The organism is Nonomuraea sp. PA05 (assembly GCF_008086045.1).
In the GTDB taxonomy this organism is placed as follows: Bacteria; Actinomycetota; Actinomycetes; order Streptosporangiales; family Streptosporangiaceae; genus Nonomuraea; species Nonomuraea monospora.
Genome location: NZ_VSEY01000001.1, coordinates 366,834 through 390,507, shown reverse-complemented (window position 1 = coordinate 390,507; position 23,674 = coordinate 366,834). Strand labels below are relative to the sequence as shown.

Here is a 23,674-nt window from a genome sequence, read left to right as displayed (position 1 = left end):
AGAGGGAGTGGTTAGCGGCGGCGGCCGGGCCGCTCGTCGCCAGGGTCGAGCGCGCGGGCGAGGCGCGAGTCACACACGAGGAGCCCGGCGATCCGGGTGCGGAGCCATCGCCACGACCGGCCGCGCAGCATGGCGGACCGGTCGAGGTCGATCCCGTACTCGGAGTGGAGGTCGGCTTCGATCAGCTCCCACCGCGTCAGCAGGTCCACCCAGGACACGGCGGGCCCGCCGGTCAGTCCGAGCCCGTCGTCCGGGTCGTACCACTCCGCGAGCCCCGTGATCGGGTCGATCGGGCCTGCGCCGCCGCCGCCCGGCGAGTCCTCCGATTCGGGGCCGCCGCTTCCCCCGCGCCGGCGTCCCAGTGCTTGACGGCGGCGTCCACCCCTGCCGCGACCCAGATGAGCACCGTCTCCCCGACGTGCTGGATGACCGGCCAGTCCAGCCCGTCAGAGAACATCTCGTCCCAGACCGGGCCGAGCAGCCGCTGGTAGAGGTCGGTGTCCTTGCTTTCGTTGGTGATCACGGACTCGGCGAGGGCGCTCAGCCCTTCGGAGTCCACCTCGTGTCCGGCCTCGGCGGCGATCCCGGCATGCATGAGCCGCTGCACCAGCAGGCCCACCTCGGCGTCCGGCGGCGGAACGACGTACGTCTTGGCGCCGATGGGCAGCGGCAGGGTGGGATTGAAGAACTCGTCCAGGTTCCGGAACTGGGCCATCATGCCGCCAGCGGGTTGTCGATCTCGACGTCCTCGCCGGAGCCGAGCAGGGTAAAGGAGAACGGTTCGAGGTCGGTCTTTTCGCCGCCCATCTTGAACTCATTGACCTGGCACAGCCCCTGGTACGCCTCGTCGGAACCGTCGCGCCGGTACCAGCGGACCTCGATGAACGCGCCCAGGCCGACCTTGCGGGCCGCCTGGCGGATGTACTCCTGCCCGGCGTCGGGGGTGAACACCTGCGTGTTCTGCCGCTTCCTGCGCCCCTCGGCCTCGATCTTCCACTTCCTCTCGGTCACCACGTCGGAGCCGTAGCCCGTCTCGTCGTCGAAGTCGCCGTCGTCCTCGACGTTGTCGTCAGTGGACTTCTCGAACTTGGACAGCCCCCGCACGATCACCCACGCGGGGGTGGCCGCGCCCGGCCCGGCGGTGTTGACGTCCATGCGCCAGTGCTTGGCGAGCATGCTCACCAGAGCCATGATCGTTACTCCGTTCGTGCGAAAAGGTGGAGGAAGAGAGCGGGGGCTATTCGTCGTCCCGCTGGACGGTGGGCCAGTGCACCATCAGCTCGTAGGAGTCGGCGCGCTCCCACCGGCCGGAGGAGTCACGCGACGGCGGCGCCACCACCGTCCGCCGAGCGAGCAGCACCAGCACTCCGGACGGTAGCCGCGTCTCGGTCAGGCCGTGCAGCACCGAGAAGACCGCATCAGCGTAGTCACCAACGTCACGCGGGTCGCCCTTGGCCCGCATCCGGAATTGCACGAGGACGATCGAATCCCCGCCCTCCAGGTCGTCACCGGCGGTGCCGTACACCGCCAGTGAGATCGCCGTGTCCGGGGTGGAGGGCAGGCCGCCGATCGTGAGCGCGAGCTGGTCCGCCAGGTACTTGCCGATGGGCGACCAGACGCCCACACCCCGAGCAGCGAGCAACTCGGCCAGCCCGTTCAGCAGAGCACGGGAGAACTGACCAGGCAGGGGCGTCGTCATGAACGCAGCGCCCGCCGAATCTGTGTAGCGACGATGCGCCTGACCGTGGCCATCTCCTCGTAGAGCGTGAGCTCCAACCACTTGGGTTCGCCCCTGAGCGGATGGTCCCAGTCCAACTCCTCGTGCTGCGCCACCGCGTACGGGGTGTCGTAGCCGATCATCCCCTCCAGCTTGCCGTTGTCTACGGCGATCGATCCGGGCCGGCTCGTGGGGTCACCAGAGCGCTCCAGGTCGCCGGACTGATATGGCACACGCGGGGACGCGGTCGTCAAGACGTGCTCGCATGCCAGGTACAGGCCCTTGGCTGCCGCACGTCCTATCTCACCGGCCAGTTGCTCGGGGGTGACGTGCAGGTCCAGCCGCACGTCCACCTCGATCACGCGCTCGCTCATCGGCACACCACCTCTGTGTGATCCGGTGTCGGGAGTCCGCCGCCGTCGCGGTTCTTGGAGGCGATGACCGTGGTTGTCCGCCCGCCGACCGTGACCCGGCTCCCCGCCGGGTAGTACGCGCCGGCCCGCAGGAAGATCGTCATATCGGACACGACCTCCGACCCTTCGGCGTTGCGGACCAGTCGCCGCTCGTCGTCCACGAGGCACTTCTCTGTGACCGGGTCGCCGTAGATCGGGCCATAGGCGCCGTCGCCCTCGAACGGCTCAATGGTCGCGGTGTGCCTGAACATCCACTCAGGAATCAGCACCACTACCACGCGCCTTGATCGATCACGTAGCCCGGCAGCAGTCCTGCGGTCCGCAGGATGCTGGCTGCGTCCGGAGCATGGCGCGCCGGTCCAGCGCCGCCGCCGTTGGTCGCCTTCAGGTTGACAGAGCCGATCTTCACCTCTGAGTACGCCGACGCCACGCCGTACGGGTCGCCGACCGCGAGCGACCACGCGGCCTGCGCGCACGTCGCCCGCGTGATCGCCTCGGCCTCTGCAGGGTCGGTCGGCATCTGCGTGACCGGGTCGGTGTCGTAGAGCGCCGCCACGAGCAGTTCGTCGATTCGCTCCGACGCCCGCGCCAGCACCGCGTCGATCCCGGCTGAGGCCGGCTGCCCGGTGTAGGTCGCGTAGTCGGCCGCGGTCGCGTACACCACCACGACGGCCTCCTCAGGGCAGCTCGTACACGGCGATGGTCAGCCCGGCCGGGTCGTCGTAGTTGAGGTGCACCTTGCCGTCGCTCTGCCGGAATACGTCGCCGAGCGGCGGGATCAGCACGTCCCCGGTGGTGGCCGGGATCGTGTACGGCACGTCGGGGAGCGGCTGGCCCTCCAGCTCGCCGGGGATGACCGCGGTCACCGTGCGCGGGGTGCCGCCGGAGTTCTTCACGCGGACGAATCGCTTGGCGGACTGGCCGAACATGTGGCCGTCCGCGATGGCCGCCGTGGGCAGCGCCCCTGCCAGGCTGAGCCCGGCGCGCGGCATGGGCGTGATCGGCAGGTCAGTCCTGGCCATCGCTGCTCCCCTCCTCGTCGTCGTCGGAGTTCTCGCCGAACTCCTCGATGAGCGCGTCCTTGCGCAGCGCGCGGGCGTCGGCCTCGGCCATGCCGCGCGCCACGGCGTAGGCGATCCACGCGTCCTTCTTGGCGCCCTCCGGCGGGCGAATGCCCTGTGTGGCCGCCGCGACGACATCGACCAGCGACGGCGGTAGAGGCGACCCCGCGCCCGCGACGGCGGGTTCGGCGGGGTCGCGGGTGGCCGTCCAGTTCGGCAGCATGTCCAGGCACGCGTCCCGCTCTGGCACGTCCACGACCTGGCCGGTGTTGGCGTTGGTGTAGCGCCACATCAGGCCGCAACTCCGTGGATCAACACGGCCCTGTTCGGGTCCAACGTCTTGACGTCATAGAGCGTGTCGATGCTCACGACGTCCTGCTTTTTGGTCTGGTCGTAGCCCATGACCACCCTGAGCGCGAACCCCTTGTAGCTCTCGACGTGAGCGTTGGCCGCGCCCTGCGGCAGAACCAAGGGCCTGGTCACGAGGGCGAACGCCGTCTTATGAAACGCGACGCCGATCTCCGTGTTCGGCTGACCGGACGCCGGCGTGCCGGTCGGGCCCTTGATGTTCTGCGTCTGGTAGCCGTCGTGACCGAAGATGCGCCTGCCGAGGTTGGCCTCGCGGAGACCCTCCGTGTCGCCTCTCGTGTCGGCCTGGTGGAACAGCGGGTCGCCGAGCCACTGCGCCTCGATCTCCGGCCCCACCACCACGTTCCGATCGGTCGGCGGCACGTTCCTCTGGTTGAGCACCCGGCGCGCGTCGATGACGACGCGCGGGTTGTCCCAGGCCCACTCGTTGGTGCCGGTCACGCCGGTCACCGTGGAGCCGGCGACCCCGGTGCGCTGGACGATGTCGCTGCGCAGGGTCAGGATGTCGCGGTCGATCCGCTGCGCGATCGCCTCGACCGCGGGGGCGAGGAGCTGGGCGTTGAAGTCGATGATGTCCAAGGTCAACTCCTCGGACGTCACCGCGAAGCTGACGTCAACGAACTTGTCGAGGGTGATCGGGATCGATCCCTCCGTCGCGTTCTGGATGACGATGCCCGTGGTGCGGTTGAACTGGGTCGCCTCGAAGATCGCGGGCTTGCGGATCGTGATCGTGTCGCCGATCCGGTTGACGAACTCCTCCTCATAGTCACGGTGCACGAGCTGGCTCATGACCGTGGTTTCGTAGAGGTTCGCCAGCGCCTGCCGGGCGATGATCGACGGCGTGAGAAACGTGTTCGGCATCGGGCCTTACTCCTGAACATGCGAGCCGGTTGGCAGGACCGCCAACAAGCAGGGCTAGGACGGCTTCTGCTTGGCCGCCGCGCGGCGCTTGCGGAAGTCGTCGATGGTGGGCTCGGAGCCGCTGGGACGCCCGCCAGGCCCGCCGGCGAACTCCCCTCCGCTCCTCGGGGGCGGCCCCGCCAGGGAGCCCGCCTTGTACTTGGGGTTGTCATCGAGCGCGAGCTGGATGATGTCGCCTAGCGCCGTCACGAAGTCCTCGGCGTCAGGGTCCAGGTCGCGGATCTTCTTCACGAAGGACCGGCTGTCGAGGAGGGCGTCAGGGTCGGCGCCCATCTTCGAGCCGGCGCGGTGCACGGCCAGCTCGACCAGGGCGCGGCGGTGCCGCCCCTTCTCCTCGTCGCGCTCCTTCGCGGTGGTGTCCCGCTCACCGGTGAGCTGTTCGATCACCTGCTCGGGGGTGAGCTTGGTGTCCTGCTCGTCAGTGACCAGCCCCAGCGCCTTGCCGATCTGCGCCGCGAAGTCGGCCTGCACCTGCGCGGTGATCTCCTCCGGGGACGGGCCCTTCGCCTTGGCGGCGTCGTCTGCGGCCTTGGTCGCGTCGGCCAGCTTGGACCGGTAGTCGGCCGCTTCCTTGCGCAGGTCGCGGAACAGCTTCTGCCCCCACGACGGGAGCTGGTCCACTTTGATGGCGTCCGGGTCGATCGGCTCGTCCGGGTTAATCCATGAGGACCTGTCCGGCTGCGTGACCCCGGCCGCGGTCGTGCCGCCGCCCTGCTGGGCGCCGTCTTCCTGTGGCTGGCCTTCGCTTCCGCTCGGGGATCCGCTTCCGGCTCCCCCGCTGCCGGTGCCGTCGCCTTCGCCGTTGCCTCCCGCGATGAGACGGATGGGCCGACCGGATTTGCGGTAGCCGATGATCGCGCCAGGCGTCGTCGGCAGCTTGTGATCGGACATCGGTGCTGGCCCTCCCGGAGCCGGACATGAGAACGGGCCCGCGCCAGGCGGGCCCCGACAAGACAGGGCAGGTGATCAGCTCCGGCGTCAGGCCGGTGGCCGGTACCTGCGGTAGATGCGCAGCCACAGCACGGCGAGCGCCCGGGAGCGGGCGTCACCGGCGGCGTCGTACGGGCATTCCGTGACCGGCCGCGACCGCTGCGCGGCCCACCGCGCGGTCGTGATGGCCGCGCGCCGGTCGAGGTCGGTGAGGCTCATCGGCGCTGCTCCCTCGCTCGCTGGGCGGCTCTGCGGTCAGAGGCGCGGCCCAGCATCTGCGCCCGGAACTCCACGAGCGTCATGCGCGGGTGCTGCTCCCACCACGCGCGCAGCTCGTCGGAGGCGTACCGGTCGGCTCGTGCCTGCGGCCCGGACAGCAGCGTCCGGCCGTCTATCCCGGCTGCGCGCCCGGCGGCGTTGACGAGGATGCCGCGCGTGTACCGTTCGGCCGCGACGAACTGGATCTCCAGCCATTCGTCGTACAGCCGTCGTGCCACCTGGTCGAGGGTCTCCCCCGGCCGCCGCATCTGCTCGGCGACCTGGCGGGACTCCTGCCTTCGCATCACCTCGGGATCGAGGCCGTACACCTGCGCGTAGGCGTCCATCGGGTCGATGCCGTCGTCGATGAGGTCGGTGACGGCGCGGTCCTCTGCGGTGTCGTCGGCCCGCCACGACCACGTCGGGTTCTCCTCGCGGGCGTCGAGTTCGGCCAGCAGCCGCTCCAGCGCCACGGTGTCGCCCGCCTCCGAGAACTGCCGCACCAGGTCCAGCACCTGATCGTCGGAGGCGTTCACGAACTCCGGCGGCAGCTCGGCGACCGCCTCCCGCACCCGCTCCTCGCGTTGCTGGTCGCGTTCGGTGTCGCGCCGCTCCAGCACGCCGGTGATGCGGGCGACCGCCGCCTCGTCGTTCCCCCATCGGCCCAGCAGCGCGGCCAGGTCCTCGTCCGGCAGCCGGTCGAGGTCGCGCGGCAGCGTGTCCTGGCGCTGCCGGTCGGCGCGGGACGGGATGCCGGACGCTCTGGCATGCTCCCGGATCTGCTGGGTGAGGCGGGCGGCCCGCGCGTCGGCCTTGCGCCGCTGCCCGGCGTCCAGCGCGACCCCCGCCTGCCGCTTCGCGCTACGCAGCTCCGACTCCAGGCGGCGCATCTTCTGCGCCCCCTGGTAGGTGCCGCGATGCGGGGCCGGGCGGGGCGGACGCGTCGCGCCAGGCAGGTAGGCACCGAGCGTGTGGCCGCAGCCGGGATGGAGCAGGCCGGCGGCGCGGGCCTGCGCGACGGTGCCCTCAACCAGCACGTCCACCATGTCGTCGGAGACGGCCGACTCGACCTGGCGGAAGCCGATCGGCCCCTCCTGGGACAGGATCTTGCCCTCCCAGCGGGCGCACCGGTCGCACGTGTACGACAGCCGGGACACGATGACGAGGTCGATCCCGTTCTCGGCGAGAGTGGCCAGGTGGCCGTCCGTCGCGGCCTGCGCCATCGCGGCCCGCACCGCCGCCTCCGCGTACGCGGTCACGGACCAGACGCGGCCGGACGTGTCGGTGAACCCGGTGATCCCTCTCCTGGCCACCTTGTCCAGGGCGCGGGCCTGGGCCTGGTGGCGGGAGATCGCGCCGGTGAGCGCGAGCGCCGACACCTCGTTGACGATCTGCTGGAACAGGAACTCCGGCGACGACCGCATGCCCGGCTGAGTGGAGGCCACCAGGCGGACACCGCGGCGGGCGAGCTCGATGACGCCCTGCCCCTGCGGGATACCGCGCTGGGCGCCGAGATGTGCAAGGTCGTCCAGAGCGCGGGCGGTGCCGCGCCGCCACGCCGCGTTGACACCGGTCGTCACCAGCCGCTCCGACAGCCGTTCCAGGCGGCCGACGACGCGATGGGCCTCGCGGCGCAGCGCCCGGAGTTCGGCGAAGCGCGGGCCCGCGTACGCGGGTTCGCCCTCCCGCTTGGCCAGCGCCTCCGACACCACGCGCAGCAGTTCGCGTTCGGCCTGCCAGTACAGGGCGGCCACGGCTCGGGCGTGCTCCAGCGCAGCCTCGATCTGGGCAGCCTCCTGCGGCCCGGCCGGGAGCGCCAGCGTCGGCGTGCTCACCGGCGGCTACTCGTCGCCGGCGGCGCTGGGCACGAGCACGTCGTCGAGCCGGTCCGGGTCGGGCACGTTGAGGCCGAGTTCGTCACGCAACCGGTGCGTCTCCTCGCGCACTTGGTCGTCGTCCCACTCCGGGTGCACGGTGCGGATCTTCGTCTCCACGCTCATGGCCTGTGCCCGGTTGAACAGCTCCACGGTGCGGCCGAGAGCTTCGGGATCGGGCTGGACGCCGTCCGGCCAGTGCACCTCGACCTTGTCCGCGCTGACCTTCCGCCCGAACACCTCGCGGTCGATGGACAGCAGCACGTCCGGTGTCCATTGCAGGGTGGGATTCCAGTACCCGGTCTTCCGTCCGCGCGTGGAAAAGCTCTTACGCTCGCGTGCGTGGACCTCGGTCGCGGTGATCTGCTGCCCGGACCCGTCCGACTCGCCGAACGACTGCGCCGAGTATCCGGCGCCGCGCAGGATCTGCGCGGCGAGCGCCTTCCCGCCATCCACGTGCTCCTTCACCCGGATGGCGAACTGCGTGATCGTCAGCATGGAGTTGGCCTGGGCGCCAGGCGGCGGCAGCATGCCGAGTCCCGCGTAGATTTCCCGGTCCGGATCCCACGCCGCGCCCTGGCCGCGCCCGAGTGAGTCGAGGAAGATGTCTGGGACGATCACGCGGCCCTTCCCGATTCGGAAGTCGCGCATGAAGCTCGTCCACACCTCATCCAGGGCGTCCATCAGGTGCTCGACGCCCTGGTAGTCGGACCGGCCCAGGCTGGTGCCCCTGATCAGCCGGTGGGGGCGCATGTTCGGGATGTACGACACCAGCAGACCGCGCGGAAACCGTGAGTCGAACCCGCCATCCTCGTCCACCTCGTCGGCGTAGATCTCGGTTTCCGGGTGGTCAGCCAGCGGCACCTGGTGGCCGAGCCGATCCGGCGTGCCCAGGTACAGGCCATGCAGCACTCTGCCCTTCTCGTGGCGTTCCAGGTGCCGCCACACCTGCCGGTCGCCGTCTTCGGCGAGCACCCGCCAGAACGTGACGGCGCTCAACCTGCCGTACCTGAACTCCGGCACGGCGGCATCCGGCGGCAGCACGCTCATGACCGGGTGGTCGTACATCTCCGTATCCCACCCGGCCCGCAGGTAGGCACCACCGTACGCGGAGCCGATCTCGGCCGCTTCCAGCAGCGAACCGTAGATGCCCGCGTCGCGCATGACGCGGTCGAGGCGGGCCTGCGACTTCTTCCCGGCGATCCTCAGCGTGGGCGGCTCCGAGAACAACAAGTCCGCGCTGGTCGCGGAGATGTCCCCGGCGATCGGAACGTGCAGCTTCGTGGAGCGGACCTGCCCGAGCGGGACGGGTGCACCCCAGAACCAGCGGGCGGCGCGCTGGATCCATCCGGTGAACCCCTTGGACGGCCGGTCCCAGCCCTTGGGGTCCAGGCCGATGCCGTGCATCATCCCCGTCGAGCCGTACACGTCGGCCAACTCGTCCGGGTCGCCCGCGTACCAGGCACCCCACTCGCGGTACAGCCGCATCTCGCGCTTGAGATGCGGCGGCGGCCACTCCTGATCATTAACCGGAAGCGGCATGATCTTTCGCCCTCATTCCTTCTCGAAGGGACGCAGCGTGTAGGGCAGCACGGCAAGCGCACACAGCAGGGTGCGGCGGGACTGCAGATGCGAACCGTCGTGAGCGCCTTGGCCTGCAACGAGTCCGCACGACTCCTGTAATGCCGTCGCGGTGGGAGCGGATACCGGGGGTGGACATCTTTCGGAGAGGGGCGAAGCCATGGCGAGAGTCGTCTCAAAGTGGGCCGGTGGGGTGGCAGCAGGACTCTCGGTCCTTCTGATGCTCTTGGCCTCACCCTTCGCGCTCGATCGGCTCGCCGACGCGACGGGTGTCAACTGGGCCTTGCTCGCTGACGTCGGTGACGCCTACGGCTCCGCCGTCGCGCTGTTGACCGCGACGTCAATCTTGGTGCTGGCCGTTTCGGTGGCTTTTCAAGCGCGGGCGGCGCGGATCTCGTCGGAGACCACCGTGCGGATGCTCCATGTCGAGATGATGCGTTTCGCGATAGAAGATCCGTCCCTCATGCAGATGGAAGGCTCGATGTGGGATGGCACGGAGGAGGGGCTTGAGGAGATGCGGCGGTGGGCGTACACCAACATGCAACTCGCGCTCCTCCGGTCGTTCTACGCGCTCAAGGAGACGACGACAGAAGCACTCCGGATGCAGGCGTCCGCCAGGTTCCGGTCGCGGATGGGCCGCGAGCACTGGGAGGTCAACCGGACCTGGTTCCGGGCGAGCGAGCGTAACCATCACGATCGACGGTTCGGCGAGATCGTCGAGGAGGAGTATCAGAAGGCTGTACAGGCGGGTGAGGCGGTCGCTGAACGTTCGCGCCTGACCCGAAGTGAGCCGTCTCGGGGTCTCGTGCTGAGTGGGATGGCGGTGGTCGTCGCCGTTGGGGTCGGAGTACTGCTCGGCAGACGGCGCGGCGGCCCGGCCCGATCAGGGATCAGATGACGTCGATCAGCCCGGCAGGCAGAACCGGGAGTTGCGGCGGCGCGGTGACGCGCACCCACGCCTGCCAGGTGCCTTCCGGGCGGGAGGTGGTGCCGCCGAGACCGAACAGGATCTGCGCGGTCGCACCGCGCTCCCCGGCCGATCCGGGCTTCCATTCGGCCGCCTTCCAGTCGCCCGGCGCGGGCTCGACGCCGGGCGTAGTGAACGCGATCTCCACCTGCTCGGTACCGGTCGCGCCGCGCACGAAGAACGGCAGGTACTCGCACGACAGCGACGAGATCGACTCAGCCATCACGGCTCCTTCGTGCGCGCGGCGGACCAGGTACGGCGAGGCGGGTCGGCGCTCCAACTGCGGCGCGTCAGCGTGGCACCCCACGTGCGGTGCGGCCCTTCTGCGCCGGTGACCTCGCGGCCGAGCCGCCGGAGCGGCTGCGCCTGGTCGGCCTCCACGACGGCGGCGACGAGCCGGATCTTGCGGCGGCCGACCGGCTGCGCCTGCCCGGACTCGACGGCCTGGCCCACCGTGCGGGCCCTCGCCGGCCGGACCGTGGTGGCCGTGCTCGCGTCGAGGGCGGTCCCGAGCGTCCGCGTCTTGCGCGGCGTGATCGGCAGCGCGAGGTTCGCTTCGGTGGCGACGCTGAGGAACGTGCCGTTCGTGATGGGCTGCGCCTGGTCGCCTTCGGCGGCTGGGCCGACGAGGCGGCGGTGCGCGCCCGCTACGAGGTGCGCGGTGTTGGTCTCGTGCGCGGTCTGGAGGGTGTGGATCTTCGACGCGGTGACCGGCAGGGCGGTGGCGGCTTCGGCGGCTTGCCCGAGCGTGCGCCGCCGGATGGGCCGGATCGAGGCCGCCGTCTCCTGGGACGCGGGGTGGCCAAGCGTCCGTTGCTTGAGTCGTCCCACCGCCTGGGCCTGCTCGGTGGTGGCGGCGGCCTGCACGACGATGGCCGGGTTCGACGGGAACGCCGCGCCGAGCTTGCCCTGGTCGGAGACGGCGAAGTCGTCGGCCGTGAGCGTGTAGCCGGGCAAGTAGACGACCGCGGCCTCATCGATGAGCGTGGTGCCGACGTTGACGCCGGTGGCGCTCGCCTGCAACGTCGTGGTTGCCGCCTCGGGCGTCTGGTACACCCACAGGTTGACCTGCCCGTTCGTGGTGGTGGTGCCGACCAGCACCCGTGCCTCGATCCGCGCCCACTGGCCGGCGGTGACGGCGGCTGGGATGGAGCACAGGATGGGGTTGTTGATGTCGCGCCGGATGGCGATGGTCCCGGTTGGGCCGACCGTGAGCCGGGCCACGGCGGTGGAGGTGGCCTGCTGGTTCAGCTCGAACCACCAGTCTTCGGCCGAGGGGAGCGACGCGAACATCACGTAGGTGCGGATCCACAGCTCGCGCCCGGCGGTGACGATGTTCCGCCATTGCACCGTGTCGGGGTCGTTAAGCGACGCGGCGAGCGGCGCCCGCGTGCCGGTGGCGGCCACGTACGTGGGAGACCCGTTGGTCACCTGGAAGGCGTCGCCAGAGGTTCCGCCCGAATTCGCGACGGTGACGGACGTCCCCGCGGTGCCGCCGTTGAAGGAGTTCCTGCGCAGCACGGCCCGGCCTACAGGGGGGCAGCGCGGAAGAACCCAGTGGCGGAGATCTGTGCCACGATGTCAGTCCCATCCGGTGCGATCACGAAGTCGTGACAGGTGAGGGGGACGATCTGGGCGTCGGTCGAGGCGGCGGCGGGCTTGTAGCAGATGACGAGCTTGGACCAGCCTCCCGACGCGGCCAGCACGCTCGCCCACGTCTGGTCGGGGATGTCGAGGTCGGTGCGGTCGTTGACGTCGTCCGGAGCGACCGGGTTGAGGTCGGCCGCGACGATGCTCTTGCGGGCGTAGCCATTGCCGACCGGGACCTCGTTGGTGGTGCCCGCGACGAGGTCGGCCAGGGTGTCCTTGTCGCGCAGCACCGCGTCCGACTCCAGGCCGGACGTGGCCAGCGCCACCACGATCAGGCTGGAGCCGGCGGGGTCGCCGGTCTTGACCCGGTTGACCAGCTCGACGGCCCGGCCGAGCGCGATGTTACATGTGAAGTCGGCCACGACGGGTTCTCCCTCAGGTCACGGGGTGGTGGGGGTCCAGCGGCGCGGGCCGGGGCCTTTCGTGCTGCCCCTCAACAGCAGAGGAGGCGTGCGGCCCGCGCCGGGTGCTCGACACGCGTACGGGGAAGCCGCGCGGAGCAGACGCGCCGCCGCAGGGGAGGGTCCGACCGCCACAACCGGAACTCCCCTGGGCGGCGCGCGTCTAATAGGCAGGCACGGGTTCGAGCAGCCGCATCCACACCGCCTGCGTGGTGTGGAGGGCGTACCGGAGGGCGTCCACGGAGTGGTCGTGCTCCTTGACGGGGGCGTCCTCGCCCGCGGCGGCCTTCTTGTCGTCCCAGGCGTAGCCGACGATCTCGTCCAGCAGGTCGCGGCAGGAGGCGTGGACGCGGAGGTGGTCGGCAGCCATCAGGTTGGACACGGTCCTGATCCCGTCCAGGACGGAGTTGTCGCCCTGCTGGGGGCGGAACCCGTCGTGGTGGAGCTGGGTCACGAACGAGGCCGCGCTGGGGTCCACGATCAGCCACGCCGGTCGGACCCCGCGCGTGCCGGGGCCGTAGGTGTCGGGGATGGCGTCGAGCCAGTCGGCCAGCCGCACGCTGTACTCGGCGTCGGTGAGCTGGCGGCGCTGCTGGCGGGAGTCCCACCGCCACTCGTTGGTGACGTAGATGCGCCGCTGGCCGTGGGCGTCGGGGACGGACACGCCGACGAGCACGGCGTCGAACGGATTAGCGGTGCCGTAGTCGATGCCGAGCGCGAGCCACTTCTCCATCAGTGGCAGGCTGGTGACCATGTGGCGGTCTTCGTCCCACATGTCGAAGATCGCGCCCTCGGCCATCACCCACGCCCCGAGGACGAATCTCTTGTACCAGAGCCCGGTGTACTCCTTCTTGAGCGCGGCCACGTACGCGGCGTCCAGGGCGTGGTTGTCGTCCAACCTGAAGTGCCACGACCGCAGGTCGAGCTCGCCGGCCCGGTCGAGGAAGTCGCGCTTCAGCCAGTGGGAAGGGCTGTCGGGGTTCGTGCTCCCGAAGAGTTTCGCGCCCGGCACGCTCAACCTCGACAGGAGCATGTCCCAGAACGGCCGCTCAATCAGCGTGATCTCATCCACGTACGCGCCGACGCCGGTCATGCCGCGCAGCCGGGTCTCGGCGCGGGCGTCCGCGCATGAGATGATCTCCACCTTGCGGCCCAGGATCGTCGCCGTGGGGGCACCCCTGGTGTAGGAGATCCGCGCCGCGAGCGGCCCTGTGATCGCTGCGTCCATGAGCGGGTCGAAGATATTCCGGCTGATCGTGTCGGCGGTCTTGCCGACGACGATAAGGGATCCGCCGCGCGGCGCGTTCGCGACGAACGCCAGCCAGCGCAGCAGCGAAGCGATCGTCTTCCCGCTTCGGATAGCCCCCTGCCAGATGTTCAGGCGTGCCGTCGATTCGGCGATCGACCGTTCCTGCTTGGGCGACAGCCGCACCGCCAGCCCGAGCGCCTCGGTCATGCCTCGCCGCCGGCGTCGTCCCACAGCACTTCGCCCGTGACAACGTCGGCCTGCACGTCGGCCGAGGCGATGGCGTCAAGGTCCGGGTCGGGCACCTGGTAACGCTGCTGGAGCTGGGCCAGCATCGCGCCGAGCAGCGACGCCATGTCGTTGTCCGGGGCACCGTGGCGGTTCAGCTCGGACACGCCGGTCAGCGACGCCCGGGTCTTAATGATTTTGTGGCAGACTTCCGCCGCCTGTACCTCGCCCTTGAGCACCTTCGGCCACAGCGCGGCCAGCATCCTATCCAGCCGGGACAACTCCAGATGCAGCAGATGCTCGGCGGCGAGCCCCTCCACCTTCGCGGCCCGCTTCAGCGCGGCAGTGATGTCCCCGGACGCAGCCTGCGGGCTGTTGTACCCCAGCCGCTCAGCGATCAGCGTGGGCGAGACGCCGGCGATCCGCATCTGGAGCGCCTGGTTGCGGCGCTGGGCGAGTTCGAGCTTCCGCTTGTCGTCGGCCACCCGGGCACGCCTCCTTCTGGACGCTCGTTGTCGGTTCCGCCAACGCTCAGGGGCCGTCCACGGTCTCGGCCGGGCCGCCCATCGGCACGTGATCCACGATCTCGGGTGGGAACTGGTCCACGATCTCCACCGTGTGCGCGGTCACCCACACGCCGCGGGCGTCGATCTGCTCGGCGAACACCGCCAGCGCGGGCATCGACCAGCCGTCCCCCTCGGGCGGGGCCTGGTTCACGATGAGCGCGAACGGCTCCTCCGACACGCCGCCCAGCTCGTAGAGCGGCAGCCGCAGCACGTGGATCCGCACTACTCCCCGCCCTCGTCCTCGCCGCTCTCCTCGCCGGCGGGCGCGACGGGGGCGTAGCTGCGCTGGAACACCGACCGCGACACCTTCCAGAACGAGCCCGCACCGTCCGTCACCACGAAGTCGCCCAGGACCGCGCGCAGCATCCCCTCGGGCGTCTGCAGGTCGATGTACTCCGCCGACCGGCCGCGCAACGCGGTCTGCCCGACGATGCCCTTCAGCTTGGAGGTGTCGTTGATCCAGACGACGATGTCGTCCAGGTCGAGCCCGTTCACCTCGACCGCCTCCACGACGGTGTCGAGGGGCTCGTATCGGTGGATGTGCACAGCCATGGTCAGTTCTCCGTTCCTGCTGCCGCGCTGGGCGACGGCGGCCTGCATCGGGTGCGGTGCCAGGCGCGTTCGATGAACGCGCCGATGGTGTCGAGCGTCGGCCGACGCTCCAGCCGCTTCACTGGCTGGGGTCGGCAGCGCGACGTCGCATGCGCAGCGGGCTTGGTGACATCCGGCCGCAGGATGGCAGTGGAGTGGCCAACGCCCGGCACAGAGTAGAACGTGGCGGTCACGCAGGCGCGCTCCAGCGCGCGGTACAGCAGCCAGCTCTGGCCGTGAGGAACGAGCGTGTCCGCCTGGCCGTGCACGATGAGGATCGGCGGGTCGCCGCGAGAGACGTACGTGATCGGGTTGGCCGCGCGAGCGCGAGCCGGACAGGTCTGAATGGCGCAGCCGATGAGCTGCGACTCGGGAGAGCCCGGGTCATCATGGCAGTCCGTCACTCCCATCTGCGCGTTGAACGTCTGGCAGGCCCCCGGAAGCATCTGCGCGTTCATCGTCAGGAAGTCGGTCGGCGAGTACACATCCACCGCTGCCTGCACCGCGCTGGACACGCCGGTGACACCCACCGCTCCTTCCAGCGCAGGTACGTCGCCCGTGACCGCCACCATGGCGCTCGCCCAAGCGCCGGAGGAGTCCCCCATCATCGCGAACCGGTTCGGGTCGAGCCGGTATGTGGCCGCGTTCGCCCGGAGCCACCTGACCGCTGCCTTGGCATCATGCACCTGGGCCGGGAAGACCGCCTGCTCACTGGAGCGGACGCTGACGCCAGCGACCACGTAGCCCGCTGCGGTGAACCGCGGCGCGATCTGGGCCGCCCACTCTTTGCCATCGTCCCTACGCCAGGCGCTGCCGCCCGTCACGATCAGAACCGGTCTCAGCGCACGGTGTGCCTGGGTCGGCACGTACAGGTCGAGCAGGTGACCGCGGCTGCCCTCAGGTTGCGCGGGTGCGTAGGCGATGTCCTTGTGGACGGCTACCCCGTCCGTGGAAGCTGCGGCTGCGGGCGGCTGCGCGACCGCGCTGGCGAGGAGCGCGGCAGCGGCAACCACCAGCCCCAGCGTTCGCCGCATGCCGGTCGGCTGCTCGACGGCCATGGTCATCTCTCCGTTCTGCGAGGTTGTTGGCAGAGGACGAGGAATCTGAAGCGCGCTGGGGCGGCGGATGCGAGCATGGCGGCATGACGAACACGGACGCGGCGACCGATGTCCGACCCGTTTCGGCTGTGATGCTGGAACAATGACGGCGTGACCGACCTGCCCCGCCCCCTGAACCGCGTCTTCCCCGAAGGCATCGACCCGCTGTACCCGGTGACGATCGTCAAGACGCGCTACAGCGGCAGCTACGAGGGCGGCACCTTTGCCGCGTTCCTGACGGAGCCGTGGGACGTGCCTCAAGACGCCTTCGCGGACGACCGGGTTGCGTACGGCTGGTGGAAGGAGCACGGCGGCATGATCGGCGTCGGCGACACCCCGGACGAGGCACTGGCCAGCCTGCGGAGCAAGCTCACCTGACCGGGCGGCTCGGCCGCGCGGGCGGAACGTACTCGAATGAGACGAGCCCGAGCCGGCGCGGGTCCAGAGTGTTGGCGTGCTGGTTCCGCCGCTTGCTGCTGGTGTGGAGCTTGGTGGCGCGGCCCTGCCTCTGCCACCGCGGGCTGCGCTCCATGTAGGCGATCAACGCCGGGTGCGACGTCACATTCCGGTACCGGAACCCCTGCGCATGCAGGTGCTGGCCGATCCAGTCCTCCAGGTGCCCGCCGATCGACAGTCCTTGGAAGTCCGGCAGCACCACCAGGCGGTGACCGAGTTTGATGTCACGCACCTTCGGATGCTGGAAGTGCCTGTAGGCAGCGAAAGCTACCGGTTTGCCGTCGATGCACCCGGCGAAGCATTGCGCGGCGTTGCTGATGTCGCTGCTCAGATAGTGATGGTGGCGAAACAGGCTCCACAAGGACCGGTCGGCCGCGTGGATGTCAAGCTGGACGGCTGGCCGGGGTTGAACCGACCTCCACGCGAACGAGCCCGCCGCCAGGTCGTAGATCCAGTCCGGTTGCAGCCAGTCTGTCACGTCGTAGTGGCAGGTGACCGCGACGAGCTGCCGCCCGGCGCGGCGAACGGACTTCGCGACCGCGTGCGACGCGACCTTGGCGACCTGCCGGTCCACCACGCTGGTGAACTCGTCCACGACGAGCAGGCCCTGGTGCTCGGCGAGGGCGCGGGCCATGGACGCGCGGAACGCCTCCCCGTTGGACAGCGTCTTGTACGGCCGGAGCCACGCGGGTGGGCTCGAGAGTCCCACGGCGGTCAGCAGGCCGACGATGTCCTTGATGCCCATTCCCGGCGGGAAGTCGTCCACGAGCGCCCGATCCCCCCAGGGGTGATCCCGGACGAGCCGGCCGGGCCAAAGCTCGTTCGCGATGGTGGACTTCCCGGACCCGGACGGGCCGACGAGCAGGCCGACGTTCCACCGGCGGTCCTCGACGGGCAGGTTCACCTGCCAGGAGTTCGTCAGCTTCTCCTCCAGCGGCACGTCGAACAAGCCCTGCAACTGGAGGACGCGGGCGGTGCGGTGGACGGGGGTGGCGAGCGTGATGTCCGCGCGCACGAGCGCCTCCTCATTCCGAGTTACGATCCCATCACTGAGCGTCCGCACGGCAGGCTGTCGGGGCATCATCAGATTCATGGGCGCGGCAAGCACGAAGCGGTATTTCTGACGGTGAAACCTTCCTCGATCATCGTCGTCATGCTGGCGCCCATTGCTGTGCTGACGTTGACATGGATGCTCGGTCCGGGCGCCATATGGGTGCTGCGAAACGTTGACGGGATCACTCTCAACGATGACGTTCGGCCACCAGCATCCTTGCCACCAAACGAGCTGACCGGTAAAGACTGGGCCGCCGCCGTCTCTGCCGTACGAGGGAATGTTCTGGCGATGGCCACTGGCCTGGCCGCACTGCTGGCCGTGTTCTACACCGCCCGCAATGCTGACACGGCCCGGCGAACCTTCCGACTCAGCGAACGAGGGCTTGACGTAGACCGGTTCAGCAATGCGGTGGAGCAACTCGGCAGCGACCAAGCTCCCATCCGACTCGGCGGCCTGTATGCCCTCGAACAACTCGCGCAAGACAATCCCGAGTTACGGCAAAGGGTTGTGGACGTGATCTGCTCCTACTTGCGGATGCCATGGACACCGCAGCGCGAGGCCGACCAGCAGCAGAGGATCCGCACCGCCCAGCGAACCGCGCGCACTGGGCTTACAAGCCGTACCACGACACGAACTGGCCGAAGCACTGACGAAGAACGTCAAATTCGGCTGACCGCCCAACGCCTGCTGGCCGATCACCTACGTTGGAGCAAACGCCGCTGGTGGAAACGCTCTATCGCCGTAAACCCTCTCTTCTGGCCAGGAATCCGGCTCGACCTGACTGATGCCACCTTGCTCGACTTCGACTTCATTGGCTGCCATGCTCATCACATCGATCTCGATGGGGCTACCTTTGTCGGCGACGCCTTGTTCGTCACGGCTACCTTCACCGGACGCGCCTGGTTCGAACAGGCCAGATTCACCGGCGACGCCTGGTTCACTGGGGCGACGTTCGCCAGCAACGCGTTGTTCAACGGGACAATGTTCACCCATCATGTCTGGTTCGACGGAGCGAAGTTCACGGGCAGAGCTTGGTTCGATGCCGCAACCTTCGCCGGCGATGCGCGCTTCGACGGAGCGAGCTTCACGGGCAGAGCTTGGTTCGGCGCCGCAACCTTCGCCAGCGATGTCTCGTTCGAGAACACGCAGGGTGCATGCGTCGATCTGGGCGGGGCCCGCGTGACGCAGGTTGAGGGGATGCATACGTGGCCACCGGGCTGGCGACTGGTGAGCGGGCCTGCTGGCGCCCTACTGAGACTTGGCGATCTGCCCGCCACGAGTACAGCGAAGGAGCAGTCAGGCGCGGAGCCTACGCTGCGCACTGGACGGGCAGGTGATGGGCCTACATGAGGGCTCGGACAGAGCGGCCTTCGGCGGCCAGCCGCTCCAGAAGTTCGACCTGCTCCTCCTCGCTGTTGCAGGTGATGATGACGCCCCACACGTCCGGCGGCTCGACGCGCTCGGCCGGCCCCGGCGTTGGCACCGGCGCGGGCGGCGCGTCCCCGAGGTCGGCGGGCACCAGGTCCTCGATGTCGGTGGGGTTGTAGCCGGTCGCGGCCAGCAGCTCCTCGTCGGCCTGGAAGATGTCGGCCAGCATGTCGGCCAGAGCGCCGCGGTCCCACCCGCCGCGCTCGGACGTCGAGTTGTTGGCCACGAGGTACGCTTCCGCATCCGCGTCGGAACGGGAGGACCAGCCGCGCACGATGGGCGCCAGCCACACGCCGTCGTCGCCGACCTTGACGCCCTCGGGCGGCGACTTGCCCTCGCCGGCCATCGCCTCCAGCACGAGCAGCCGCCCGTGCCCGGCGACGAGGCGGCCGGTCCGCTCGTCCAGCTCGCCCGCGACCGTGCAGCCAAACTTCTCGATCGACTTCCTGATGGAGCCGAGATCGTGCTCCTTGGGATTCCGGACGGCCCGCACGATCTCGGGGAGGGGCATGTACTCGATACGACGCACCAGTGCCTCCAGATCGATCAATGTGATGGCGCGATAGTGGCCCGCCGGATCCAGCAGGAGCCAATACCAGCGGTGATCCGTTCAGCGTTCGCACACGAATCAGGGCAGACCACCGCACTATCGAAGGCGAACTCCTCACGCACCGGGGGACTGCATGAAGAAACTGCTCGTCACGCTGCTGACTGGTGGAGCGCTACTGATCACCGCAACGTCCGCGCTCGCCCAGGACGCCCGGCCCATGCCGGATCCATATGGCGATGGCACGGTCAGGTCCGGCATGACCGGCCCGATGGTCGAGATTTCGTCCGTCCGGCCCCCGTACGTCAAGTATCCCCGGCATCCGAACGTAGTGTGATCTTGTCGTGAGCCAGGGAGGCGCTGAGAGCGAATCTCAGCGCCTCACCTCGCGAGCGACGCTGGCCATCAGACCAGGTCAGTCAGGCCGCGAGCGGCCTCCATAATGAGCATTCCGCGCATGCCTGGCCGTTTGCGGAACCGCCAGCACGCGAAGATCCTTTCGTGCGGTGATCACGACTCAACGGTCACCCAAACTTGGCCGCCAGCCGCCGTTCGATGCCCGCGACCTGCTCCTCTGTCACTATCCGCAACGCCTCCTGACGCGAGATCGGGTTCACCGGCTCGCCCCGCCATTGCGTAAGCAGCACCCGAGCGAACGCGGACGCCAGCGTCCAGCCAAGCTCGTACTCGAAGGCCTCACGGTCGTCGAGCGGACCGTGGCTGAACTGGACTGCCTGATCTCGGACCCAGGCATGGGCCGACCGCCACGTGTTGCCGTTCTCATGATCGGCCTCTTCGAGGCTCCGCTTCACCTGGGCGACCGCCTGGCGGGCGGACGGGGCCTCGACCACGATCCCGCCCTCCTCGATGCAGGCGGCGGTGACCACCCACCAACGGCGATCCATTACCGGCGGCCCCGCATCCGAGCCCGCCGCCGATCTTTAAGAACCTCGATCAGATCATCGAAGACCGTACGGGGCGTAGGCACCTCGGGCCCTATCTTCCGCCGACCCGCGTGAACCGCAGCGATCCGCTTGGCTGATCCGGTGTCGATCACGCGCCACCGCCACGGCGGCCCAGCGACCGAGACCACATCGAACGTATGCAGCAGCTCCACGACGCCCTGGGCAAACGCGCGCACCTCGGCTCGAAGGCGGTTCACGACGCGGCCCCGCGCCGTTCCAGCTCGGCCCGGCCCGCGTCGGTGAGCACCGCCTTACAAGCCGTACCGCGATGACCGCTCGGCTCCCCCACACTGATCAACCCCAGCGTGACCAGAGCATCCACGTCGGCCTGGGCAAGACCGTACTCCGGGATGTCCTCGAACGAAGCGTACAGCACGACACTGCCCTGCTCGCCAAGGAGGCCCAGGAACTCCAGCCGGCGCGGAGTGAGACGCGGGGTCATGCCTGGCCCCGCGCTTGGGCGAGCACCACGGCGATCCTCGGGTCAGCGGCGTTCTCATCGAGGACCTGGAGGATGGTGTCGATGACGGCCTCGCCTACGCTCTGCTCCATGTCCGTCATCATCTCGGGGAAATCGTCCGGGTTGAGCCCGTAGTCCTCCACGATGCCGCTCGCGCAAGGCCACCCCAGCGTGTAGGCGGAGACGACCACGCAGCCGTCGCTCACCCACCGCATCCGGCCTTCGCTCATGCTTCACCTCGCGCTTCGGTGAGCACCGCAACGACACGGGTGTCGAGCACATCGACAGAAGAACGGCACCATCGACTGGGGTCGCGACCGTCCTTGTGCCAGTACGTGTGCAATTCGCTGCCGTCGCCGTGACGAGGAACATGCACCCGCACAGTGCGCCCGCACGAGCACTCCGCTTCCCGCTGTGCCGTCACATGCCACCCCCGACCGACCCTACCGAGTCATCCTCGGCGGGGTCGTACTCCATGTCCGCTGCGGTGAGGAAGAGATCGGCAGACTTCGGCAGGGCGTCGATGTGCTTCCGCTGGGCCTCGACCAAGTCAAGGCCACGGGCGAGCCAGTTCACCTGCGTATCGGGGCATGGCCACGGCACACCGTGGAGCGGGCAGAGATCGTAGCCCTCGTGCACGTTCGGCGGAGGGCACGGCGGGACCAACCGCGCGATCCGCTCCAGCCGCTCCGTCTCGGTAAGCGCCATCACGCACCACCGCCCGTAGGCTCGACCGGCTGGGCCGCGCCCCCGACACGGTTCTCGACGTACTCCTGATAGATCCGCTCGCCGAGCTCATCACGCTCGGCCTGCGTCATGGCGGCCCAGTCCGCGACCGAGATCTCCGAGTCGGTGATCTCTTCGTCGTAGCTGTTCCTGATGTCCCGGATCTCGGACCAGACACGGAACTTCACGGTGTCGCTCATCGGGCATCACCACGCAGCCACAGGTCGCTCCAGCCCGGGACCGTACCCCGCACACCATGATGGCTGACGTAGTGGTCCAGCGCGGTCAACGCCCTGATGAACAGGCTGTCGGAGTCGTAACCCTCCAGAAGACTGGGGATCTCGGAACGGATCTCCTCCAGCAAGATAGTGCCGGTGCTGGCCAGACAGGCGAACGCGTCACCACCCACGGCGAATTGGGCGGCAATGACTCGGGCTCCTGCGTCGCTGATTAGCCGCCCGTCTGCGGTGGCCGAGTCCAGCTCGGAGGCGATGAGTGTCTCGTCGTCGGGGGTGTAGGCCGTGTTGCTCATCGGGCCTCACCCGATTCGAGCATCTCGGTCGTCAGCGCGACCATGCGCTCCATGTCTTGCGTCGCGGCGGCCCGGACGAACTCCTCCAGGTTGGCGCGCGGCAGGAACCGGGACCCGACGTCGGTGGGGAACATGTTCTCTCCGACCATGAACCCCGTGTCGTCCCAGCCGCCGGTGCCGTCGTTGTAGGTGGTGCCGGTCCGGTCGGCCCGGTCCATCAGCTCGTCCACGATGGCCGGAGGGATCTCCATGCAGAGCCGGTCACTGATCTCGGCGCGGTCGCCCATGCACAGGGGCACGTCGTCTTCCGTCCGGAAGATCACGTAGGCGTCGCGGCCGGGGGCGGTCTTGTAGACGATGAGGCTCATCCGGCCTCACCGCTCGACTCGTCGTACTCGCCGAACAGGGTGATCCGACCGGCCGGCGCGAACTCCTCAGCCTCTTTGATCACGGCCTCGTACATGTCGGTGTGGCCGCACGGGTTGTTCCACACGTCCGGCCAGTAGTGCACGCCATCATCGCACTGGTGGATCCGCCGGGGCATGCCACGCGGGCAGCCGCACACCACGCAGTACGCGGAGATGACAATGGCGCGGACCACGGGGTTGGTGAGCCCGACGCCCCACGGGGCCTCGGCAGAGTAGTCCCGCACCTTGACCCTGATCTGGCCGGTCTCGCGCGCTGTCGTTTTGAACTCCACCCATGCGTCCAACTCGGAGCGGGCATCGCGCCGCGCCTCATCGGTGGGCGCGGCCTCGATGCGGGCGCACCCGGCCTCCCAGGTGGTGATCTCGGACTTCCAGCCGGGGTCTTCCTCCCACTCCCCGTCCGGCAGGCGCCGCATGAGGGTGACGTCCGGCGTGATCTCCCGCTCCTCCTGCCAGGCCCGCCGAGTGCGGCACCAGGCGTCGGCGGCGGCGCGATCGTGCGCCTCGTTGGTGCTCATGACGATGACCGGATCGCCGTCAGCGTCGTTGGACCGCATTCCGTACTCGTAGGGCAGTCTCACTGGACCTCACCACCCGCCAGAGCGACGACCGTCACTGACTCCACGAGGGTCAGGTGCGTGCCGAAGTTGCCCTCGGCGTCGGCCGTGACGAGGTACATGCCCGACGCCCGGTCCGGGTCCTGGATCGCGTCCTCCCACAGCAGGTCGATCTGCATGATGTTCGGATCGCTGTGGAAGCCGATGACCTGGGTCGGGTTGCCCTTCCACTTGTCCTGGCGGCCGATCATGCCGGACTCGTCGGCGAAGTACGGGTAGGGCAGCTTGAGGTCGGCGCCCTCTGCTTTCTGAATGACGAAGGTCGTCAACGGACGTCCCGCCCCTCAGCGCGCAGCTCCTCCCGAAGCTCCGCGATGAACGCGGAGTCGGCGTGCCGGACATCGACACCCTCGTCTGTCTCAGAGAGGGAGAGGGTGGTGGGGTCGGATCCGAAGATGCCCCGGAGGATGGTTTTCGCTTCATCGAGATCGACGCGCTTGAGGATGAAGCCGTCGAGCAGTGAGTCAGCGAGTAACCGGCGTCGCTGGGCGGCTGCCATCGCGTCGAGCAGTTGCTCCGTGACGGTGTGAGCTTCGCTCATGATCATCTCTTTCGCGAGGAGAGTGATTTCACTCGCGATCGTAGCTTTCG

38 protein-coding genes are annotated in these 23,674 nt (G+C 68.9%); 4 read left to right on the top strand and 34 right to left on the bottom strand.

Going from position 1 to position 23,674, the window contains the following annotated elements:
• Nucleotides 1–11: 11 nt before the first annotated feature.
• The 14 genes from FXF51_RS02080 to FXF51_RS02020 all read right to left on the bottom strand — a co-directional run bounded on the left by FXF51_RS02080 (nt 12) and on the right by FXF51_RS02020 (nt 9,085).
• Entirely contained in the window at nt 12–209 is a 198-nt protein-coding gene (locus FXF51_RS02080) for a hypothetical protein (RefSeq protein ID WP_222871077.1), read from the bottom strand.
• 23 nt (nt 210–232) lie between these two features.
• Entirely contained in the window at nt 233–718 is a 486-nt protein-coding gene (locus FXF51_RS02075; protein ID WP_148432482.1) for a hypothetical protein, read from the bottom strand.
• Nucleotides 715–1,191: a phage tail tube protein gene (locus FXF51_RS02070; protein ID WP_148432481.1), complete on the bottom strand. Its 477-nt coding sequence runs from the start codon at nt 1,189–1,191 to the stop codon at nt 715–717. Before FXF51_RS02070 ends, FXF51_RS02075 begins: the two co-directional genes overlap by 4 nt.
• A 46-nt stretch (nt 1,192–1,237) precedes the next feature.
• On the bottom strand, nt 1,238–1,699 hold the full coding sequence (locus tag FXF51_RS02065; RefSeq protein WP_148432480.1) for a minor capsid protein: 462 nt from the start codon (nt 1,697–1,699) through the stop codon (nt 1,238–1,240).
• Nucleotides 1,696–2,091, bottom strand: coding sequence for a minor capsid protein (locus tag FXF51_RS02060; RefSeq protein WP_222871076.1), 396 nt, complete (start codon nt 2,089–2,091; stop codon nt 1,696–1,698). The genes FXF51_RS02065 and FXF51_RS02060 overlap by 4 nt, the downstream gene beginning before the upstream one ends.
• A complete protein-coding gene (locus FXF51_RS02055) occupies nt 2,088–2,402 on the bottom strand; it encodes a hypothetical protein (RefSeq protein WP_148432479.1) in 315 nt (104 codons plus the stop codon). The genes FXF51_RS02060 and FXF51_RS02055 overlap by 4 nt, the downstream gene beginning before the upstream one ends.
• A complete protein-coding gene (locus FXF51_RS02050; protein ID WP_148432478.1) occupies nt 2,402–2,797 on the bottom strand; it encodes a hypothetical protein in 396 nt (131 codons plus the stop codon). Before FXF51_RS02050 ends, FXF51_RS02055 begins: the two co-directional genes overlap by 1 nt.
• Nucleotides 2,798–2,807: 10 nt before the next feature.
• Nucleotides 2,808–3,152 carry a hypothetical protein gene (locus tag FXF51_RS02045; RefSeq protein ID WP_148432477.1) on the bottom strand — a complete coding sequence of 115 codons (345 nt, stop codon included), beginning with the start codon at nt 3,150–3,152 and terminating at the stop codon, nt 2,808–2,810.
• Nucleotides 3,139–3,483, bottom strand: coding sequence for a hypothetical protein (locus FXF51_RS02040; protein ID WP_148432476.1), 345 nt, complete (start codon nt 3,481–3,483; stop codon nt 3,139–3,141). The genes FXF51_RS02045 and FXF51_RS02040 overlap by 14 nt, the downstream gene beginning before the upstream one ends.
• Nucleotides 3,483–4,421, bottom strand: coding sequence for a P22 phage major capsid protein family protein (locus FXF51_RS02035; protein WP_148432475.1), 939 nt, complete (start codon nt 4,419–4,421; stop codon nt 3,483–3,485). The genes FXF51_RS02040 and FXF51_RS02035 overlap by 1 nt, the downstream gene beginning before the upstream one ends.
• A gap of 54 nt (nt 4,422–4,475) precedes the next feature.
• The gene (locus FXF51_RS02030) at nt 4,476–5,372 is read right to left on the bottom strand and encodes a hypothetical protein (protein WP_148432474.1); all 897 of its coding nucleotides are present in this window, start codon (nt 5,370–5,372) and stop codon (nt 4,476–4,478) included.
• An 87-nt stretch (nt 5,373–5,459) separates the two neighbouring features.
• Nucleotides 5,460–5,630, bottom strand: coding sequence for a hypothetical protein (locus FXF51_RS60415; protein ID WP_187414114.1), 171 nt, complete (start codon nt 5,628–5,630; stop codon nt 5,460–5,462).
• Nucleotides 5,627–7,504: a phage minor capsid protein gene (locus FXF51_RS02025; RefSeq protein ID WP_148432473.1), complete on the bottom strand. Its 1,878-nt coding sequence runs from the start codon at nt 7,502–7,504 to the stop codon at nt 5,627–5,629. Before FXF51_RS02025 ends, FXF51_RS60415 begins: the two co-directional genes overlap by 4 nt.
• Nucleotides 7,505–7,510: 6 nt before the next feature.
• The gene (locus tag FXF51_RS02020; protein ID WP_148432472.1) at nt 7,511–9,085 is read right to left on the bottom strand and encodes a phage portal protein; all 1,575 of its coding nucleotides are present in this window, start codon (nt 9,083–9,085) and stop codon (nt 7,511–7,513) included.
• A 199-nt stretch (nt 9,086–9,284) separates the two neighbouring features.
• Here FXF51_RS02020 and FXF51_RS02015 point away from each other — a divergent pair, with 199 nt between their 5' ends.
• Nucleotides 9,285–10,022 (top strand): DUF6082 family protein, encoded by a 738-nt coding sequence (locus FXF51_RS02015; protein ID WP_148432471.1) that lies wholly within the window; start codon nt 9,285–9,287, stop codon nt 10,020–10,022.
• Here FXF51_RS02015 and FXF51_RS02010 read toward each other — a convergent pair.
• The 8 genes from FXF51_RS02010 to FXF51_RS01975 form a co-directional block, all read right to left on the bottom strand.
• Nucleotides 10,015–10,314 carry a hypothetical protein gene (locus FXF51_RS02010; RefSeq protein ID WP_148432470.1) on the bottom strand — a complete coding sequence of 100 codons (300 nt, stop codon included), beginning with the start codon at nt 10,312–10,314 and terminating at the stop codon, nt 10,015–10,017. The two genes, FXF51_RS02015 and FXF51_RS02010, sit on opposite strands and share 8 nt — an antisense overlap.
• Nucleotides 10,314–11,612, bottom strand: a complete 1,299-nt coding sequence (locus FXF51_RS02005) for a hypothetical protein (RefSeq protein WP_148432469.1) — start codon at nt 11,610–11,612, stop codon at nt 10,314–10,316. The genes FXF51_RS02010 and FXF51_RS02005 overlap by 1 nt, the downstream gene beginning before the upstream one ends.
• Before the next feature lie 8 nt (nt 11,613–11,620).
• Entirely contained in the window at nt 11,621–12,103 is a 483-nt protein-coding gene (locus FXF51_RS02000) for a hypothetical protein (protein ID WP_148432468.1), read from the bottom strand.
• Between the two features lie 202 nt (nt 12,104–12,305).
• A complete protein-coding gene (locus tag FXF51_RS01995) occupies nt 12,306–13,598 on the bottom strand; it encodes a PBSX family phage terminase large subunit (RefSeq protein ID WP_148432467.1) in 1,293 nt (430 codons plus the stop codon).
• A complete protein-coding gene (locus tag FXF51_RS01990; RefSeq protein ID WP_148432466.1) occupies nt 13,595–14,101 on the bottom strand; it encodes a hypothetical protein in 507 nt (168 codons plus the stop codon). Before FXF51_RS01990 ends, FXF51_RS01995 begins: the two co-directional genes overlap by 4 nt.
• A 46-nt stretch (nt 14,102–14,147) precedes the next feature.
• Entirely contained in the window at nt 14,148–14,405 is a 258-nt protein-coding gene (locus FXF51_RS01985; protein WP_148432465.1) for a hypothetical protein, read from the bottom strand.
• The gene (locus FXF51_RS01980; RefSeq protein ID WP_148432464.1) at nt 14,405–14,734 is read right to left on the bottom strand and encodes a hypothetical protein; all 330 of its coding nucleotides are present in this window, start codon (nt 14,732–14,734) and stop codon (nt 14,405–14,407) included. Before FXF51_RS01980 ends, FXF51_RS01985 begins: the two co-directional genes overlap by 1 nt.
• A gap of 2 nt (nt 14,735–14,736) precedes the next feature.
• Complete coding sequence (locus FXF51_RS01975; protein ID WP_222871075.1) at nt 14,737–15,831, bottom strand: alpha/beta hydrolase; 1,095 nt, start codon at nt 15,829–15,831, stop codon at nt 14,737–14,739.
• A gap of 150 nt (nt 15,832–15,981) precedes the next feature.
• On the opposite strand from FXF51_RS01975, the gene FXF51_RS01970 reads away from it, so the two are divergent.
• The gene (locus FXF51_RS01970) at nt 15,982–16,248 is read left to right on the top strand and encodes a hypothetical protein (protein WP_148432463.1); all 267 of its coding nucleotides are present in this window, start codon (nt 15,982–15,984) and stop codon (nt 16,246–16,248) included.
• Here FXF51_RS01970 and FXF51_RS01965 read toward each other — a convergent pair.
• A complete protein-coding gene (locus tag FXF51_RS01965; protein WP_148432462.1) occupies nt 16,241–17,341 on the bottom strand; it encodes a GNAT family N-acetyltransferase in 1,101 nt (366 codons plus the stop codon). The genes FXF51_RS01970 and FXF51_RS01965 overlap by 8 nt on opposite strands.
• Here FXF51_RS01965 and FXF51_RS01960 point away from each other — a divergent pair.
• Nucleotides 17,306–18,730 (top strand): pentapeptide repeat-containing protein, encoded by a 1,425-nt coding sequence (locus tag FXF51_RS01960; protein ID WP_148432461.1) that lies wholly within the window; start codon nt 17,306–17,308, stop codon nt 18,728–18,730. The two genes, FXF51_RS01965 and FXF51_RS01960, sit on opposite strands and share 36 nt — an antisense overlap.
• Here FXF51_RS01960 and FXF51_RS01955 read toward each other — a convergent pair.
• Complete coding sequence (locus FXF51_RS01955; protein WP_148432460.1) at nt 18,723–19,337, bottom strand: hypothetical protein; 615 nt, start codon at nt 19,335–19,337, stop codon at nt 18,723–18,725. The two genes, FXF51_RS01960 and FXF51_RS01955, sit on opposite strands and share 8 nt — an antisense overlap.
• Nucleotides 19,338–19,491: 154 nt before the next feature.
• Between FXF51_RS01955 and FXF51_RS01950 the strand changes: the two genes are divergently transcribed.
• Nucleotides 19,492–19,692 (top strand): hypothetical protein, encoded by a 201-nt coding sequence (locus FXF51_RS01950; RefSeq protein WP_148432459.1) that lies wholly within the window; start codon nt 19,492–19,494, stop codon nt 19,690–19,692.
• 187 nt (nt 19,693–19,879) lie between these two features.
• Here FXF51_RS01950 and FXF51_RS01945 read toward each other — a convergent pair whose 3' ends face one another.
• The 10 genes from FXF51_RS01945 to FXF51_RS01900 all read right to left on the bottom strand — a co-directional run bounded on the left by FXF51_RS01945 (nt 19,880) and on the right by FXF51_RS01900 (nt 23,624).
• The gene (locus FXF51_RS01945) at nt 19,880–20,242 is read right to left on the bottom strand and encodes a hypothetical protein (RefSeq protein ID WP_148432458.1); all 363 of its coding nucleotides are present in this window, start codon (nt 20,240–20,242) and stop codon (nt 19,880–19,882) included.
• Nucleotides 20,243–20,513: 271 nt separating this feature from the next.
• Complete coding sequence (locus FXF51_RS01940) at nt 20,514–20,762, bottom strand: hypothetical protein (protein WP_148432457.1); 249 nt, start codon at nt 20,760–20,762, stop codon at nt 20,514–20,516.
• Nucleotides 20,759–21,010: a hypothetical protein gene (locus FXF51_RS01935; RefSeq protein ID WP_148432456.1), complete on the bottom strand. Its 252-nt coding sequence runs from the start codon at nt 21,008–21,010 to the stop codon at nt 20,759–20,761. Before FXF51_RS01935 ends, FXF51_RS01940 begins: the two co-directional genes overlap by 4 nt.
• A gap of 190 nt (nt 21,011–21,200) precedes the next feature.
• Nucleotides 21,201–21,488: a hypothetical protein gene (locus tag FXF51_RS01930; protein ID WP_148432455.1), complete on the bottom strand. Its 288-nt coding sequence runs from the start codon at nt 21,486–21,488 to the stop codon at nt 21,201–21,203.
• A complete protein-coding gene (locus tag FXF51_RS01925; protein ID WP_148432454.1) occupies nt 21,488–21,706 on the bottom strand; it encodes a hypothetical protein in 219 nt (72 codons plus the stop codon). The genes FXF51_RS01930 and FXF51_RS01925 overlap by 1 nt, the downstream gene beginning before the upstream one ends.
• Complete coding sequence (locus FXF51_RS01920) at nt 21,703–22,038, bottom strand: hypothetical protein (RefSeq protein WP_148432453.1); 336 nt, start codon at nt 22,036–22,038, stop codon at nt 21,703–21,705. The genes FXF51_RS01925 and FXF51_RS01920 overlap by 4 nt, the downstream gene beginning before the upstream one ends.
• Nucleotides 22,035–22,406 (bottom strand): hypothetical protein, encoded by a 372-nt coding sequence (locus tag FXF51_RS01915; RefSeq protein WP_148432452.1) that lies wholly within the window; start codon nt 22,404–22,406, stop codon nt 22,035–22,037. The genes FXF51_RS01920 and FXF51_RS01915 overlap by 4 nt, the downstream gene beginning before the upstream one ends.
• The gene (locus tag FXF51_RS01910; protein WP_148432451.1) at nt 22,403–23,047 is read right to left on the bottom strand and encodes a hypothetical protein; all 645 of its coding nucleotides are present in this window, start codon (nt 23,045–23,047) and stop codon (nt 22,403–22,405) included. Before FXF51_RS01910 ends, FXF51_RS01915 begins: the two co-directional genes overlap by 4 nt.
• Nucleotides 23,044–23,352: a hypothetical protein gene (locus tag FXF51_RS01905; RefSeq protein ID WP_148432450.1), complete on the bottom strand. Its 309-nt coding sequence runs from the start codon at nt 23,350–23,352 to the stop codon at nt 23,044–23,046. Before FXF51_RS01905 ends, FXF51_RS01910 begins: the two co-directional genes overlap by 4 nt.
• Nucleotides 23,349–23,624, bottom strand: coding sequence for a hypothetical protein (locus FXF51_RS01900; protein ID WP_148432449.1), 276 nt, complete (start codon nt 23,622–23,624; stop codon nt 23,349–23,351). The genes FXF51_RS01905 and FXF51_RS01900 overlap by 4 nt, the downstream gene beginning before the upstream one ends.
• Nucleotides 23,625–23,674: the final 50 nt, after the last annotated feature.